16 protein-coding genes are annotated in these 16,544 nt (G+C 61.6%); 14 read left to right on the top strand and 2 right to left on the bottom strand.

Annotated features, from left to right (window positions below):
• Positions 1-4 precede the first annotated feature (4 nt).
• The 14 genes from flhA to AC3IYG_RS13890 all read left to right on the top strand — a co-directional run bounded on the left by flhA (position 5) and on the right by AC3IYG_RS13890 (position 14,451).
• Positions 5-2,113 (top strand): flagellar biosynthesis protein FlhA, encoded by a 2,109-nt coding sequence (gene flhA / locus AC3IYG_RS13955; RefSeq protein WP_489309306.1) that lies wholly within the window; start codon positions 5-7, stop codon positions 2,111-2,113.
• A gap of 11 nt (positions 2,114-2,124) precedes the next feature.
• Entirely contained in the window at positions 2,125-3,447 is a 1,323-nt protein-coding gene (gene flhF / locus AC3IYG_RS13950) for a flagellar biosynthesis GTPase FlhF (protein ID WP_489309304.1), read from the top strand.
• Between the two features lie 275 nt (positions 3,448-3,722).
• On the top strand, positions 3,723-4,553 hold the full coding sequence (gene fleN, locus AC3IYG_RS13945) for a flagellar synthesis regulator FleN (RefSeq protein ID WP_489309302.1): 831 nt from the start codon (positions 3,723-3,725) through the stop codon (positions 4,551-4,553).
• On the top strand, positions 4,550-5,296 hold the full coding sequence (gene fliA, locus AC3IYG_RS13940) for an RNA polymerase sigma factor FliA (RefSeq protein WP_489309300.1): 747 nt from the start codon (positions 4,550-4,552) through the stop codon (positions 5,294-5,296). The genes fleN and fliA overlap by 4 nt, the downstream gene beginning before the upstream one ends.
• Positions 5,297-5,381: 85 nt before the next feature.
• Entirely contained in the window at positions 5,382-5,756 is a 375-nt protein-coding gene (locus AC3IYG_RS13935; RefSeq protein ID WP_177345177.1) for a chemotaxis response regulator CheY, read from the top strand.
• 19 nt (positions 5,757-5,775) lie between these two features.
• Entirely contained in the window at positions 5,776-6,564 is a 789-nt protein-coding gene (locus AC3IYG_RS13930) for a protein phosphatase CheZ (protein WP_489309297.1), read from the top strand.
• Positions 6,565-6,575: 11 nt separating this feature from the next.
• Positions 6,576-8,780, top strand: a complete 2,205-nt coding sequence (locus tag AC3IYG_RS13925; protein ID WP_489309295.1) for a chemotaxis protein CheA — start codon at positions 6,576-6,578, stop codon at positions 8,778-8,780.
• Positions 8,781-8,828: 48 nt separating this feature from the next.
• Complete coding sequence (locus tag AC3IYG_RS13920; protein ID WP_489309293.1) at positions 8,829-9,962, top strand: protein-glutamate methylesterase/protein-glutamine glutaminase; 1,134 nt, start codon at positions 8,829-8,831, stop codon at positions 9,960-9,962.
• Positions 9,962-10,702 (top strand): flagellar motor protein, encoded by a 741-nt coding sequence (locus AC3IYG_RS13915; RefSeq protein WP_489309292.1) that lies wholly within the window; start codon positions 9,962-9,964, stop codon positions 10,700-10,702. The genes AC3IYG_RS13920 and AC3IYG_RS13915 overlap by 1 nt, the downstream gene beginning before the upstream one ends.
• 164 nt (positions 10,703-10,866) lie before the next feature.
• Positions 10,867-11,739 carry a flagellar motor protein MotD gene (gene motD / locus AC3IYG_RS13910; RefSeq protein WP_489309290.1) on the top strand — a complete coding sequence of 291 codons (873 nt, stop codon included), beginning with the start codon at positions 10,867-10,869 and terminating at the stop codon, positions 11,737-11,739.
• 52 nt (positions 11,740-11,791) lie between these two features.
• Positions 11,792-12,580 carry a ParA family protein gene (locus AC3IYG_RS13905; RefSeq protein ID WP_489309288.1) on the top strand — a complete coding sequence of 263 codons (789 nt, stop codon included), beginning with the start codon at positions 11,792-11,794 and terminating at the stop codon, positions 12,578-12,580.
• An 87-nt stretch (positions 12,581-12,667) separates the two neighbouring features.
• A complete protein-coding gene (locus AC3IYG_RS13900) occupies positions 12,668-13,471 on the top strand; it encodes a CheW domain-containing protein (RefSeq protein WP_489309286.1) in 804 nt (267 codons plus the stop codon).
• 92 nt (positions 13,472-13,563) lie between these two features.
• On the top strand, positions 13,564-14,043 hold the full coding sequence (locus tag AC3IYG_RS13895; protein ID WP_119955518.1) for a chemotaxis protein CheW: 480 nt from the start codon (positions 13,564-13,566) through the stop codon (positions 14,041-14,043).
• A gap of 3 nt (positions 14,044-14,046) precedes the next feature.
• Positions 14,047-14,451: a DUF2802 domain-containing protein gene (locus AC3IYG_RS13890; RefSeq protein ID WP_489309284.1), complete on the top strand. Its 405-nt coding sequence runs from the start codon at positions 14,047-14,049 to the stop codon at positions 14,449-14,451.
• 112 nt (positions 14,452-14,563) lie between these two features.
• Here AC3IYG_RS13890 and AC3IYG_RS13885 read toward each other — a convergent pair whose 3' ends face one another.
• A complete protein-coding gene (locus AC3IYG_RS13885; RefSeq protein WP_489309282.1) occupies positions 14,564-14,890 on the bottom strand; it encodes an EscU/YscU/HrcU family type III secretion system export apparatus switch protein in 327 nt (108 codons plus the stop codon).
• A complete protein-coding gene (gene fliK, locus AC3IYG_RS13880; RefSeq protein ID WP_489309280.1) occupies positions 14,887-16,431 on the bottom strand; it encodes a flagellar hook-length control protein FliK in 1,545 nt (514 codons plus the stop codon). The genes AC3IYG_RS13885 and fliK overlap by 4 nt, the downstream gene beginning before the upstream one ends.
• Positions 16,432-16,544: the final 113 nt, after the last annotated feature.

The following is a 16,544-nucleotide window of genomic DNA, read 5'->3' as shown; positions in this document are numbered from 1 at the left end:
GCAAATGATTGGTAACGTGCGCAGTAACCTCTCCGGTCTGCGGCAAGGCAATCTGGGCATACCGCTGATGCTGTTGGTCATGCTCGGTATGGTGATGCTGCCGATCCCGCCATTCCTGCTCGACGTGCTGTTCACCTTCAGCATCGCGCTGTCCATCGTCGTCCTGCTGGTCGCCATTTACGCCCTGCGGCCGCTGGACTTCGCGGTTTTCCCGACCATCCTGCTGGCCGCGACCTTGCTGCGTCTGGCCCTGAACGTGGCATCAACGCGGGTGGTGTTGCTGCACGGCCAGAATGGCCATGATGCGGCGGGGCAGGTGATTCAGGCCTTCGGCGAGGTGGTGATCGGCGGCAACTACGTGGTCGGTATCGTGGTGTTCGCCATTTTGATGATCATCAACTTCGTCGTTGTGACCAAAGGTGCCGGGCGAATTTCCGAGGTCAGCGCGCGGTTCACCCTGGACGCCATGCCGGGCAAGCAGATGGCCATCGATGCCGACCTCAATGCCGGCTTGATCGAGCAGGCCGAAGCCAAGCGCCGCCGTACCGAAGTGGCCCAGGAGGCTGACTTCTATGGCTCGATGGACGGTGCCAGCAAGTTCGTGCGCGGCGATGCGGTCGCCGGTTTGCTGATTCTGTTCATCAACCTGATCGGCGGCATGGCGATCGGTATTTTCCAGCATGACCTGAGCCTGGGCGATGCCGGGCGGATTTATACCCTGCTGACCATCGGTGATGGCCTGGTGGCGCAGATTCCTTCGCTGCTGCTGTCCACGGCGGCGGCGATCATGGTCACCCGGGTCTCCAGTTCGGAAGACATGGGCGAGCAGGTCACTCGGCAAATGTTCGCCTCGCCGCGTGCCCTGGCGGTCGCCGCGGCGATCATGATCGCCATGGGCCTGGTGCCCGGCATGCCGCACTTTTCCTTTATCAGCCTCGGCCTGGTGGCGGCCGGTGCGGCCTACTGGATTGCCAACAAGCAACGCCAGGTCAAAGAAGACGCCGTGCAGGAAGTGCAGCGCCAGCAGGAGCTGCTGCCCGCCCAGCGCGCCCAAGAGGTCAAGGAACTCGGCTGGGACGACGTGACGCCCGTGGATATGGTCGGCCTGGAGGTGGGCTACCGGCTGATTCCGCTGGTCGATCGCAACCAGGGTGGCCAGTTGCTGGCGCGGATCAAGGGGGTGCGCAAGAAGCTCTCGCAAGAGATGGGCTTTCTCATGCCCTCGGTGCATATCCGCGACAACCTCGATCTGCAGCCCAATGGCTACCGGCTGACCTTGATGGGGGTCAGCCTGGCCGAGGCCGAGGTTTTTCCCGACCGCGAGCTGGCCATCAATCCGGGGCAGGTCTTCGGTACCCTCAACGGCGTGGCCGCCAAAGATCCGGCGTTTGGTCTGGAAGCGGTATGGATCGACCCCAGCCAGCGCGATCAGGCGCAGTCCCTCGGTTATACCGTGGTCGATGCCAGTACCGTGGTCGCGACCCATCTCAACCAGGTGCTGCACAAGCACGCCCACGAGCTGTTGGGGCATGAGGAAGTGCAGCAGTTGATGCAGTTGCTGGCCAAAAGCTCGCCGAAGCTGGCTGAAGAGCTGGTGCCGGGCATGGTGTCGTTGTCGACCCTGCTCAAAGTGCTGCAGGCGCTGTTGCATGAGCAGGTGGCGGTACGCGACATCCGTTCGATTGCCGAAGCCATCTCCAACGTCGCACCGAAGAGTCAAGATCCCGCCGCGATGGTCGCAGCGGTACGGGTGGCGTTGGCCCGCTCGATCGTGCAAGGCATCGTGGGACTAGAGCCGGAGCTGCCTGTGATCACCCTTGAGCCAAGGTTGGAACAGATATTGCTCAATAGTCTACAGAAGGCCGGGCAGGGCTCCGAGGATGGCATCCTCCTCGAACCCAGCATGGCCGAGAAGCTGCAGCGTTCCCTGGTGGATGCGGCGCAGCGCCAGGAAATGCTCGGCAAGCCGGCGATTCTGCTGGTGGCCGGTCCGGTTCGGGCGATGCTCTCGCGGTTTGCACGGTTGGCAGTGCCGAATATGCACGTGCTGGCTTACCAGGAAATCCCAGATAACAAGCAGGTCACCATCGTTGCGACGGTGGGTCAGAACTGAGGCTCTAGCTCATGCAAGTTAAACGCTTTTTCGCCGCCGATATGCGTCAAGCCATGAAGTTGGTTCGCGATGAGCTGGGCGCCGATGCGTCCATCATCGGCACCCGTCGGGTTGCCGGTGGGGTAGAGCTGACAGCTGCCTTGGATTACCAGGTGCCGGCCGCACCGCTGCGCCAGCCGAATCCGGAACTGGAAGTCGAGCTGCGCAAGACCCAATCGCGTATCGCCTCGGCGCAGGCTGAGTTGGCCGCCCGCGCGCTCGGTGATGGGATCAAGGACGGTCAACTGTTCGCCAATGAATCCATCGTCGCCCCTGAGCTGCCGGCCTCGTTCGTGCGCAGTGAGCGGCCGGCACTGGTCGCCGCGGCTCCGGCCGCGCCGGCCGCCACGGACCAGCGGGCTCTGGATGCGATGCGTTTCGAACTGCATGGTTTGCGCGAGCTGATCGAAGTCCAGCTTGGTTCCATGGCGTGGGGCCAGTTGCAGACGCGTCGCCCGCAGCAGGCCAACCTGTGGCGTCGCTTGCAGCGCATGGGCCTGTCCGCGGAATTGTCGCGTACCCTGCTGGAGCGCGTCGCCAATGTCGCCGAGCCGCGCCAGGCGTGGCGTATGCTGCTCGCTCACCTGGCCCACGCCATCCGCACGCCGAAAGAAGAGCCGCTGGAAGAGGGCGGCGTGATTGCCCTGGTCGGCCCGGCCGGCATGGGTAAAACCACCACCCTGGCCAAGTTGGCGGCCCGCTACGTGTTGAAATACGGCGCTCAGAACATCGCGCTGGTGAGCATGGACAGCTATCGGATTGGCGCACAGGAACAGTTGAAGACCCTGGGGCGTATTCTCAACGTCTCGGTGACCCAGGTGGACCCGGGTCAATCGCTGACCCAGGCGTTGGTGCCTTTGGCCCGCAAGCGCATGGTGCTGATCGATACCGCCGGCTTGCCGGGCAGCGATCCGGCGCTGCAGATGCAGCTGGAGACGCTGGCCGGGCGTGGGGTGAAAGCGAAGAATTACCTGGTCCTGGCGGCTACCAGCCAGAGCCAAGTGCTGAAGGCGGCCTACCATAGCTATAAGCGTTGTGGATTGTCTGGCTGCATCCTGACCAAACTGGACGAGGCCACCAGTCTTGGCGAGGTTTTAGGGCTGGCTATAAGCCAACGTCTACCGGTAGCCTATCTGGCGGATGGGCCGCGAATTCCGGATGATCTGCAGGTGCCGCGCAGTCATCAGTTGGTCAGTCGTGCGGTCAGCCTGCAAGCGCCGCAGGACCCGAGCGAAGATGCCATGGCCGACCTGTTTGCCGGCCTGTACCAGAACCCCGCACGGCGTGCCGGTTAAGCGTGGTCAGGACGCCAGAGTTGGCAAAGCATAGAATGAGTTGCGTACCGTTCAGCGTGCCCGAACGGAGTCAGATAAATGGCCTTAGCGGTAGTTAGGGGTTGTTTTGCGCATCGTCCAGCGCAGGCCGGACAAGGTGCGACGTAGAGAGTCAAGGTGGCCGAACACGCGGAGTTCACGGGTTGTGAATCAGCAGCCCGCAGCCATTTTTAACGCAGCACCACCGATGTGCAGATAGTTTCGAAACGACCTCTTAGACAAGGTGTGTAGATAACATGGGAATGCATCCCGTACAGGTGATCGCGGTGACCGGCGGCAAGGGCGGCGTCGGCAAAACCAATGTGTCGGTGAACCTCTCCCTGGCCCTGGCCGACCTCGGTCGTCGGGTGATGTTGATGGACGCCGACCTCGGTCTGGCGAACGTCGACGTGCTGCTCGGCTTGACCGCCAAGCGCACCTTGGCCGATGTCATCAGTGGCGAGTGCGAACTGCGCGATGTGGTGCTGCAAGGGCCGGGCGGCATCCGCGTGGTGCCGGCGGCCTCGGGTACGCAAAGCATGGTGAACCTCACGCCGATGCAGCACGCCGGTTTGATCCAGGCCTTCAGCGACATCAGTGACAACCTCGATGTGCTGGTGATCGATACCGCCGCCGGCATTGGCGATGCGGTTGTCAGCTTCGTGCGGGCCGCCCAGGAAGTCATAGTGGTGGTGTGCGATGAGCCCACGTCGATCACCGACGCCTATGCGCTGATCAAATTGCTCAATCGCGACCATGGCATGAGCCGGTTCCGCGTGCTGGCCAACATGGCGCATAGCCCGCAAGAGGGGCGCAACCTGTTTGCCAAGCTGACCAAGGTGACCGACAGGTTCCTCGATGTGGCGCTGCAGTACGTTGGCGCCGTGCCCTACGATGAGTCGGTGCGCAAAGCCGTACAGAAACAACGGGCGGTCTACGAGGCCTTCCCCCGCTCCAAGTGCGCGCTGGCCTTCAAAGCCATCGCCCAGAAAGTCGACACCTGGCCGCTGCCCGCCAACCCGCGTGGGCATCTGGAATTCTTCGTCGAACGCCTGGTGCAGCAACCGATCGCTGATACGGCCGTATGACAGCGGCCAATGGACTTCGTATGTATAGCAAGGCTCAGGCGCAGGATACCCAGCATCAGTTGATCGAACGGTATGCACCGTTGGTCAAGCGCATTGCCTATCACTTGCTCGGCCGTTTACCGGCCAGTGTCCAGGTGGAGGACTTGATCCAGGCCGGCATGATCGGCCTCCTCGAAGCCTCGAAAAAATACGACTCCAGTAAAGGCGCCAGTTTCGAAACGTTTGCCGGTATTCGCATCCGTGGCTCCATGCTGGATGAGGTGCGCAAAGGTGACTGGGCACCGCGGTCGGTGCACCGCAACAGCCGGATGGTCAGCGACGCAATCAGAAAAATTGAGGCTAGAACCGGTCGAGACGCTAAAGATCAAGAGGTTGCGGCCGAACTCCAATTGAGTCTCGAGGATTACTACGGCATTCTTGGCGACACTTTGGGCAGCCGCTTGTTCAGTTTCGACGACCTGTTACAGGACGGAGAGCATGCCGGCTTGCGTGAAGACGCGGGTATTACCCATTTCGAGCCTTCGCGCGAACTGGAAGATGAACGCTTCCAGTCGGCGCTGGCGGATGCCATCGCCAACCTGCCGGAGCGCGAGCAGTTGGTGCTATCGCTGTATTACGACGAAGAACTGAATCTTAAAGAAATTGGCGAAGTGCTGGGGGTCAGCGAGTCGCGTGTCAGCCAGTTGCATAGCCAGTGTGCCGCGCGTTTGCGGGCACGCTTGAGCGAGTGGCGCGCGCGCTGAGCGGTACTGCCGGTTTCACGATTGAACGGCGTATTCAGGTGCTGGATACGTTTGGGACTGTACGGAGGTCGACTTGGACAAAAACATGAAAATCCTCATCGTTGACGACTTCTCAACGATGCGACGGATCATCAAGAACCTCTTGCGTGACTTGGGATTCACCAACACCGCTGAGGCCGACGATGGCACCACTGCGCTGCCGATGTTGCAAAGCGGCAGTTTCGACTTTCTGGTCACCGACTGGAACATGCCGGGTATGACCGGCATCGATTTGTTGCGTGCAGTGCGAGCTGATGAGCGTTTGAAGCAATTGCCGGTGTTGATGGTGACTGCCGAAGCCAAACGCGACCAGATTATCGAAGCGGCGCAAGCCGGGGTGAATGGTTATGTGGTTAAACCGTTCACAGCCCAAGTGCTGAAAGAGAAGATTGAAAAAATCTTCGAGCGAGTTAACGGCTAATGTCAGCCGTGGGGGCACTATGGAGCATAACGAATTACCAATGGGTGACCTTGAGTCGACCCTGAAATCCCATGCCCGTGAGCTCGTCGATAGCCTGGAAAAAGGTAATTTCGGCGATGCGGTGCAGCTTATCCATGAACTCAACAAGACCCGCGACCGCGGCCTGTACCACGAAGTGGGCAAGCTGACGCGCGAGTTGCACAACGCTATCGTCAATTTTCAGCTCGATCCGCGAGTTCCCTATGCTCAGGAGGTGTCGCAGATCACCGACGCCACCGAGCGGCTGAACTACGTGGTGACGATGACCGAAAACGCGGCCAATCGGACCATGGATCTGGTCGAGCAGAGCGCGCCGTTGGTCAACGATCTGAGCAGCGAAGCGCAGGGCCTGAGCGCCGACTGGGGGCGTTTCATGCGCCGTGAGCTCGGTGCCGATGCTTTCCGTGAACTGGCCAAGCGTATCGAGTTGTTCCTCGCCCGCAGTGAGCGCGACAACGCCAAGTTGTCGAGCCATCTCAACGACATTTTGCTGGCGCAGGACTATCAGGACCTCACCGGTCAAGTGATTAAACGGGTTACCCAACTGGTCACGGAAGTGGAAAGTAACCTGCTGAAATTGGTGCTGATGGCCAGTCAAGTCGACCGTTTTGCCGGTATCGAACATGACCATGCAGCGCTACGTGCCGAACAAGAACAACAAAAAGAGCCTTCCCGTGGTGAAGGTCCGCAGATTCATGCCGATAAGCGTGAAGACGTCGCATCCAATCAGGACGACGTTGACGATCTGCTATCCAGCCTAGGGTTTTAGGGAGCACACCAATGAGCTTCGGCGCCGATGAAGAAATCCTCCAGGACTTCCTGGTTGAGGCCGGCGAGATACTTGAGCAGTTATCCGAGCAACTGGTCGAGCTGGAAAGCCGTCCTGATGACTCGAACCTGCTCAATGCCATTTTCCGTGGTTTCCATACCGTCAAAGGTGGCGCCGGTTTCCTCCAGCTGAATGAGCTGGTGGAGTGCTGTCACATCGCCGAAAACGTGTTCGACATCCTGCGTAAGGGTGAGCGACGCGTTGATTCCGAGCTGATGGACGTCGTCCTGGAAGCCCTGGACGCGGTCAATGGCATGTTTTCCGACGTGCGCGAGCGTGCCACGCCGACGCCGGCCACGCCCGAATTGCTGGCCGCGTTGGCGCGTCTGGCCGAGCCGCAGGCAGCGCAAGAACGTGAAGCGCCGGTTGTCGCGGTCGCTGTTGCAGCTGTTGCCGAGACTACGGCCTCTGGCGACATCACCGACAGTGAGTTCGAGCAACTGCTCAATGCTCTCAACGACGAGGCGCAACCCGATAACACGCCCGCTGCCGTGGGTGCTGCCGATGAAATTACCGATGATGAGTTCGAGTCGCTGCTCGACCAGTTGCATGGCAAGGGCCAGTTCGTGGCTGCGCCCGCTGCAACCGCCGTCGCCGTCGCGCCTGCCGCAGTAGCGGCGGCCAGTGTTGCCGCGAGTGCGAGTGACGAGATCACTGACGATGAGTTCGAGGCGCTGCTCGATCAGTTGCATGGCAAAGGCAAGGCCGTTGAGCCGGCTAGCGCCGCCAGCGCGCCAGCCGAACCGGTGCCGGCGGTTGCCGCAGGTGCTGGCGATACCATTAGCGATGATGAATTCGAAGCCTTGCTGGACCAGTTGCACGGCCAGGGCAAGTTCGTCGAGCCTGCCGCCCAGGCGCCTGTAGCGCCGGCCGCGGCGGTCAAAGCAGTGGCGCCGAGCAAGCCTGTGGTCAAGGCCGCAGCCAGATCCGAGCCCGCCAAGGCGCCGCCGGTTGCCGCCGTGGCTGAGAAAGCGATGCCGGCCAGCGAGGCGGAAACCACGGTGCGGGTCGATACCGCGCGGCTGGACGAGATCATGAACATGGTCGGCGAACTGGTGCTGGTGCGTAACCGGCTGGTGCGTCTGGGCTTGAACAGCGGCGATGAGAACATGGCCAAGGCCGTGTCCAATCTCGACGTGGTGACGGCCGACCTGCAGACCGCCGTGATGAAAACCCGGATGCAGCCGATCAAGAAAGTCTTCGGGCGTTTCCCACGTCTGGTGCGTGATCTGGCGCGACAGCTGAAGAAAGAAATCAATCTGGAACTGGTGGGCGAGGAAACCGACCTCGACAAGAACCTGGTGGAGGCTTTGGCCGACCCGTTGGTGCACTTGGTGCGCAACTCGGTCGACCATGGCATCGAGATGCCTGAGCAGCGCGAGGCCAATGGCAAGAACCGGGGCGGCAAGATCGTCCTGGCCGCGCAGCAGGAAGGCGACCATATCCTGCTGTCGATCTCCGACGATGGCAACGGTATGGACCCGGACGTGCTGCGCGCCAAGGCGGTCGAAAAAGGCGTGCTGGACAAGGATGCGGCGGAGCGCTTGAGCGAGGCCGAATGCTACAACCTGATCTTCGCGCCGGGCTTCTCGACCAAGACCGAGATTTCCGATGTGTCCGGTCGTGGCGTTGGCATGGATGTGGTGAAAACCAAGATTTCCCAGCTCAACGGCATCATCAACATCTACTCGGCCAAGGGCCAGGGCACCAAGATCGTCATCAAGGTGCCGTTGACCCTGGCGATCATGCCGACGCTGATGGTGATGCTCGGCAACCAGGCTTTTGCCTTCCCGCTGGTCAACGTCAACGAGATTTTCCACCTTGACCTGTCGCGCACCAATGTCGTTGATGGCCAGGAAGTGGTGATCGTGCGCGACAAGGCGCTACCGCTGTTCTACCTCAAGCGTTGGCTGGTCAGCAGCGCGGCCCATGAGGAGCAGCGCGAAGGCCACGTGGTGATTCTTTCGGTCGGCACCCAGCGCATCGGCTTCGTCGTCGATCAGTTGGTCGGGCAGGAAGAAGTGGTGATCAAACCACTGGGCAAAATGTTGCAGGGCACTCCGGGTATGTCCGGGGCGACCATTACCGGCGACGGTCGGATTGCGCTGATTCTCGATGTCCCCAGCATGCTCAAGCGCTACGCGCGACGGATGTGATTTTTTGGCGGTCCGGCCAGTTCTGGTCGGCGCCAGTTAGGAGTGTTTATGGCAGTTAAGGTCCTGGTGGTGGATGACTCAGGTTTCTTCCGCCGGCGCGTCTCGGAGATTCTTTCCGCCGACCCGAATATCCAGGTGATAGGCACTGCCACCAATGGCCGTGAGGCGATCGACCAGGCGCTTGCGCTGAAACCGGATGTCATCACCATGGACTACGAGATGCCGATGATGGACGGCATCACCGCTGTGCGGCACATCATGCAGCGCTGTCCGACGCCGGTGTTGATGTTCTCCTCGCTGACCCACGAAGGCGCCCGGGTAACGCTGGATGCGCTGGATGCCGGGGCCGTGGATTTCCTGCCGAAGAATTTCGAAGACATCTCGCGTAACCCGGAGAAGGTCAAGCAACTGCTCTGCGAAAAAGTGCACAGCATCGCCCGCAGTAACCGCCGTTACAGCAATTACACCGCCGCGCCCGTAGCGGCGCCAACGCCAACGCCAACGCCAACGCCAACGCCGAGCGCTGCAGCGGCGCCTGTCAGCCGGCCGAGCAGTGTGGCGCGTGCTGCGCTGCCGACGGCATCCAGCGCGGCGGCGAGCAGTGCTACGCCCAAGCGCAAGGCGTATAAGCTTTTGGCCATTGGCACGTCGACAGGAGGGCCCGTGGCATTGCAGCGGGTGCTGACGCAGCTGCCGGGCAACTTTCCGGCTCCGATAGTGCTGATCCAGCACATGCCGGCGGCGTTCACCAAGGCCTTTGCCGAACGCTTGGACAAGCTCTGCCGCATCAGCGTCAAGGAAGCCGAGGATGGCGATCTGTTGCGTCCAGGTCTGGCGCTGCTGGCACCTGGCGGCAAGCAGATGATGGTCGATGGGCGTGGCATGGTGAAAATTCTGCCGGGCGATGAGCGCCTGAATTATCGGCCCTGTGTGGATATCACCTTCGGTTCGGCGGCCAAGTCGTTTCACGACAAAGTGCTGGCCGTGGTGCTCACGGGCATGGGCGCCGATGGCCGGGAAGGCGCGCGCTTGCTCAAACAGGGGGGCAGTCAGGTGTGGGCGCAGGATGAAGCCAGTTGCGTGATCTATGGCATGCCCATGGCGATCGTGAAGGCTGACCTGGCCGACGCCATCTACAGTCTCGACGATATCGGCCGGCATCTGGTTGAGGCCTGCATCTGATGGATGTGCTCAGCTTTATCGGGGTCATTCTGGCGTTCGTCGCCATTCTTGGCGGCAACTACCTCGAGGGCGGGCATGTCGGTGCTTTATTGAATGGTCCGGCGGCGTTGATCGTGATTGGCGGCACCCTGGGTGCGGCATTCCTGCAGGCGCCGATGAATGTGTTCAAGCGTGCCCTGATGGTGGTGCGCTGGATCTTTTTTCCGCCGCACGTGGACCTGGCCGGCGGCATCAATCGGGTCGTCGGCTGGAGCATGACGGCGCGCAAAGAGGGCCTGCTCGGGCTCGAGGCCGTGGCCGATGTCGAGCCCGACCCATACTCCCGCAAGGGTTTGCAGCTGCTGGTCGATGGGGCTGAGCCGGAGGCGATTCGCAGCATTCTCGAAGTCGATCTTTACACCCAGGAAGGGCGAGATATTCAAGCGGCCAAGGTGTTCGAGAGCATGGGCGGCTATGCGCCCACCATCGGCATTATCGGCGCGGTGATGGGCCTGATCCATGTCATGGGCAACCTGGCCGACCCGAGCATGCTCGGCAATGGCATCGCGGTAGCCTTCGTCGCCACTATCTACGGCGTGGGCTTCGCCAACCTGCTGTTGTTGCCGATCGGCAACAAGCTCAAAGCTGTCGTGCTGCGCCAGTCGCGTTACCGCGAAATGCTCCTGGAGGGGATTCTGTCCATCGCCGAAGGCGAGAACCCGCGGTCCATCGAACTGAAGCTGCAAGGCTTCATGGACTAGAGGTTCTGCTGATGTTCAATGACGGCCGCAACGGAGCCTGCTGTTGTGCAGGGCCAGGCGCTCCAAATGAACGACGAGTAACGCAGTCCTGCACAACAACAGGCCCGTCCTTTTGGGTTATGCCTGAAAACGCGGTTCGTCATTGAACAACAGCAGAACCTGATATGGCCCGTCGGCGTCATCAAGAAGAGCATGAGAATCACGAGCGCTGGCTGGTTTCCTACGCCGACTTCATCACCTTGCTGTTCGCTTTTTTTGTGGTGATGTACTCGATCTCTTCGATCAACGAAGGCAAGTACAAAATTCTTTCCGATACGTTGGTGGGGGCTTTCAATCAGCCGGATCGCGCGCTAAAGCCCATCCCGGTGGGTGAGGAGCGGCCGTTGACTACCGAGCCCGAGCGTGTGCAGGACGAAGCCAGTGCGCAGGCCGAAGACGCCAGTCAGGCGTTGCAGGAGATCGCCGACAGTGTGCGGGCAGCTTTCGGTGATTTGATCAAGACCGATCAATTGTCGGTGCGCGGCAACGAGTTGTGGGTGGAGATCGAACTGAATTCCAGTTTGCTGTTTCCCAGCGGTGACGCTATCCCCAATGACACGGCATTCACCCTGATCGAAAAGGTTGCCAAGATTCTGGCACCTTATGAAAACCCTGTGCATGTCGAAGGCTTCACTGACAATCTGCCGATCAAGACCGCGCAGTACCCGACCAACTGGGAGCTGTCTTCGGCGCGGGCGGCCAGCATCGTGCGAATGCTGGCGATGGATGGGCTCAGTCCAGCGCGCTTGGCTGCTGTGGGTTATGGTGAGTTCCAGCCGGTGGCGGATAATGCCTCGGCGGTTGGGCGGGCCCGCAACCGCCGGGTCGTATTGGTGATTTCACGCAACCTCGATGTGCGCCGTAGCGTAACGGGTGTGGGCAGTGCTCGCGCAAAACCCGATGGCGCTCTGCAGCGGGCTGGCATGCAACCTGCACCGCCGCCTGCAGTGCAGGCGCCCGCAGCGGGTGCCGTCAATTCTCCGTCGTCCGCCCCGTGAGGGCGGCGCCAATTCTCGGTAAGCCCAGAGGCGCGCCGGGAGGATCAAGAACATGAGAGTCTGGGCAGTAGCCAATCAAAAGGGTGGTGTCGGCAAGACCACCACCAGCATCGCACTGGCGGGCCTGTTGGCGGATGCCGGCAAGCGCGTGGTGGTGGTCGATCTCGATCCCCATGGGTCGATGACCAGTTATTTCGGGCATGACCCCGATAGCCTGGAGCACAGCGCCTTCGATCTGTTCCTGCATAATGGCAACGTGCCACAAGGCTTGCCCGGGCAGTTGCTGCTGCCGACCAGCAATCAATCGATTTCGCTGCTGCCTTCGAGCACGGCGTTGGCGACGCTGGAGCGCCAGTCTCCAGGGCAGAGCGGCCTGGGTCTGGTGATCGCCAAGAGCCTGGCGCAACTCTGGGATGACTTCGATCACGCGATCATCGACAGCCCGCCGTTGCTCGGTGTACTGATGGTTAACGCATTGGCCGCCAGCCAGCAGTTGGTGATTCCGGTGCAGACCGAGTTCCTCGCGGTCAAGGGCCTGGAGCGGATGGTCAGCACCCTGGCCATGATCAACCGCTCGCGCAAACAGGCGTTGCCTTATAGCATCGTGCCGACCCTGTTCGACCGGCGTACCCAGGCTTCGCTGACCACCCTGCGGGCCTTGCGCAATGCCTACCCTGAGCACCTCTGGCCGGCTTATATTCCGGTGGATACGCGCCTGCGCGATGCGAGTCGGGCCGGGCTGACACCCTCGCAATTCGACGACAAGAGCCGTGGCGTGTTGGCCTATCGGGCGCTGCTCAAGCATCTGTTGGCCCAGGAACTGGCGGCGCAGGTGGCCTGAGATGCTGATTTCTGCTGAAACGTATTGCTCAAGTCTGCCGCTAGGTCGGCCGATAGGATGTACAGATCATTTTCACGGGTTTCATCCATGAGCCGTTCCGTCGCCACCGCCAAACGTCCCCAGCTGGCTTTGCAGTCCTATCTGGACAGCCTGCTGCAGGAAGCCGCGCTCGAACTGGCGGACGCGGTCAGCCTCGATGAGTTCGAGGCCGCTGTGCTCGAAGAGCAGGTTCGCGATGCGCGTCAGCAGCCTGCAGTGCCACCGATGGCGCTGGCTGAGCCGCCTGCGCCGTTGCTGCCCACCATCGAGCTGCCGCCGCCAGGGATAACCGCAGCGGCGCTGATCGAGTCGGTGGCTGATGTGCATAGGCCCGAGACATCCAAGAATGCGCCGGCAGCCTTGCAGCTCGATGGGCGCCCGAGTTGGGCCGAAGAACCGTTCGAGTGCCTGTTATTCGATGTCGCGGGCCTGACCCTGGCGGTGCCGCTGGTGTGTCTGGGCTCGATCTACCCGTTGGTCGGCCAGGAACTGACACCTTTATTCGGCCAGCCGGACTGGTTTCTCGGCATACTGCCGTCCCAGGCTGGCAACCTGAAGGTGCTGGATACCGCACGCTGGGTGATGCCCGATCGTTACCGTGACGATTTTCGCCAGGGTTTGCAGTACGTGATATCCGTGCAAGGCTATGAGTGGGGTCTGGCCGTGCATCAGGTCAGTCGCTCGATTCGCCTCGATCCGAGCGAGATCAAATGGCGCAGCCAACGTAGCCAGCGGCCCTGGTTGGCCGGAACGGTGATCGAACATATGTGCGCGCTGCTGGATGTTGCGGTGCTCGCCGACTTGATCGCCAGTGGCGCCATCAAGCGGATGGCCAAAGGGCAGGTGCATTGAAAGATTGAGCAGTCTCGCCAAAGGCGGGGCTTTAGAGCAAACAGCGGGCTGTACCCGCGCGCCGCACGAGCGGTTCTGATGAGGCTAGGGATATGAAGAAAACGTCTGCGCAAGGTTCCGAAGATCCCATTCTGCAGTGGGTGACCTTTCGCCTGGATAACGAGACTTACGGCATCAACGTGATGCAGGTCCAGGAAGTGCTGCGCTACACCGAGATCGCTCCGGTGCCGGGCGCGCCGAGTTATGTGCTGGGTATCATCAACCTGCGCGGCAATGTGGTGACGGTGATCGATACCCGTCAGCGCTTTGGCCTTGATTCCGCGGCGGTGACCGACAACACACGCATCGTCATCATCGAGGCGGACAAGCAAGTGGTCGGTATCATGGTCGATAGCGTTGCCGAAGTGGTTTACCTGCGCCAATCCGAGGTCGAAACCGCACCCAATGTCGGTAACGACGAGTCGGCCAAGTTTATCCAGGGCGTCTGCAACAAGAACGGCGAACTGCTGATTCTGGTCGAGTTGGACAAGATGATGTCCGAAGAAGAATGGTCCGAGTTGGAGAGCATCTGACCCATGCTGGAAATCGCGCTGATCGTGCTGGCCCTCGTAAGCGTGGCGCTTGCCAGCGTCTGCCTGTGGCTGGCTGGCAAACAGCGCGAACAGGCCAGGCAGGCGCTGCTGCAAGCCGAACGCGATGCCGTGCGTGATCAGCGCATCAAGGACCTGAGCAAGCGCCTGGACGCTTACCTGACCGGTAGTATCCGCATGGGCGAAGAGCTGCACGAGTTGCGTCGCGTGGTGGCGCCACTGCCGGACAAGCTGACCCAGATGGAGCAGCGTGACCCCAGCAGCTTGTCCTTCACCCAGGCGGCCCGGCTGGTCGGTCTGGGTGCCAGCGTCGATGACCTCACCCAATCCTGCGGGTTGAGCAGGGCGGAAGCCGAGCTGGTCAGCAAGTTGCACCAGTCCAAGCGCTGATTGTGCTGTGACGCTTCTCCGGTATTCCCGCGAGTCCCCGATTACCCCTTCGAGCTGGCGTCACTCCTGCGAATGCGGGCACCCGAAAGCGTGCGGCAAGCGAACAGCAACCTCACGCTTTCGGCCCGTCCAGCAACGGTAATGGCGGGGTTATATCGCGATCCTGATCGAAGCCGGCCGGGCATTTGCCTTTCAAGTACCAGGCGAAGGCGATGATCTCGGCGATGCTGCGATAGAGCGCCTCGGGAATCGCGTCGCCCAATTCCAGGCGAGCCAGCAGGCGCACCAGATCAGCGTTCTCGTAGATTGGCACTTCATATTCGCGGGCGATCGCCAGGATGGCCTCGGCCAGCTCGTCATCGCCTTTGGCGGTGAGGCTGGGGGCGCTCAGCCCGTCATAGCTGAGGGCGATGGCTTGGCGTGGGCTTTGGCGTTTCATGCGGTTTCGTCGATCCAGCGTTGTTCAAGAGCGGTCCGTTGGCCTTGGGCTGGCATGCCTTGGCGGCAGGCCAGTTCGCCGACGTTGAGGCCGGTAGCGGTCAGGCGTTCGCGCAGGTGGCCGAGTTCGGCGTCGATCAGGTTGGCGGTGCTCGCGCGCTCGGCCCAGAGCTGGCTGGTCAGGCAGCCGCGCGCCAGTTGTGCCTGGACCTGCAGCGGGCCGAGCGGAGCGAGATCGAAGGCGAGATCGACCCGCCAGACCATTTCCTGCTGTTCCTTCTTGCCCTGCTTGGGTTGTTCCTCGCGTTGCAGCTTGAGTTGCAGGGGCACCAGGTCTTGCTGGTTGCGCATAGGCAGTTCCAACTGCCAGGTGGTCAGCAGGTTGCCCTCGGGCGTCAGCTGGGTTTGCGCCAGGCTCGAAAGCTGATGGGTTTGCAGGCGCGAAACAGCGGCCGCAGCCAGTTTGAGCAGGGTTTCCAGATCGTCTTCGCCCTCCATGGCCTGCAGCAGCTTGGCAGGGAGCGGAAAGCCCAGTGCCTGCTGGCGCGAGCCCGTTTGGCCGAAAGAGCCCAAGGCGTTACGCACGAAGGTCGGTAGCGCCTGGGCGAGGGCGCTGCCGGCGTTCGTCGGGCTGAGTGGTGTGCCCGGCGGCAGGGCTGGCAACAGCTGAGCGATCAGGCGCAGCAGGTTGGCTTTCAGGTCCTGCGGCAAGCCGGCGGTGTGCCCGCCCAGCAGCTTGGCTTCGAGGAACAGGCCGCTCTTTTCCAGGGCTTGCGCCAACCCTTTGGCGTCGCTGAGCTGGCTGATGTCGGCAGTGGCTCCGAGTAGCTTGTCGACGCTGTTGCGCAGGCCCTCGGGCAAGCCGGGCTGCTCGCCCAGGCCTTGCAGGGCTTTGAACAGTCCTTCGAGCGAGCCCTGGCGGTTCTGCTGGGTCGCCAATTGCTGGCCCAGTTCCAACTGCTCCATACGGCCATTCAGGGGCAGGAAGCTCAGGGCCTGATTGCCTTGCACCTGGGCGGTCAGCAGGCTGCCGAGGGGCAGCGGCAGCGGCGTTTCAATCGCCAGCTTGCTGCCGGCCAGTGGCGTATTGAGCAGGTTGACCAACACTTTGTAGAGCACTTGTTGCGCCTTGCCCTGGGCGATCTGCTCGCTGGCGAGTACTTTGCCCTGGATCAGCGTACCCGTTGGTAGTAGATCCAGGTCGAGGCTGGTGAGGGGGTTGTCGCCAGCGGTTTGCAGCAGGATGGACAGGCGCGTGTCCGAGAGGGCGGTGACAGACAGCGCCGTGCCTTGTGCCAGCGGCAGCAGGCTGCTGGCTTGCACGGTGGTCTGGCGACCGCTGTCGAGCGTCAGTTTGAGCAGCACCTGGAAACTGTGTGCGACCTCCTTCAGGGCGATGACTTCGGCCTTGGCCGTTTCACCCTGGGCCAGCAGGCCTTCCAGGGGTTGCAGCAGCTTGAGCGCCAGATCGCCGGCGGCCGCATTCGCGCGCGGCGTGGGCGCTGTCGGCGGAAGCGGGCGAGGGCTACTGATTTCGCTCATTAACGGGTTACAACCTGTCGAAAATGCCCACTGCGGGGGGCAGGGCATGACATGTATAATGCCGCCCCGTCCGGGCCGGCAGCGCACTCAACTTGCGTCAGTATAGCGGCCAA

Source organism: Pseudomonas sp. KH_027 (assembly GCF_057838565.1).
The sequence above is the reverse complement of the archived record's forward strand: the minus strand, read 5'-3'. Positions and strand labels throughout refer to the sequence as shown.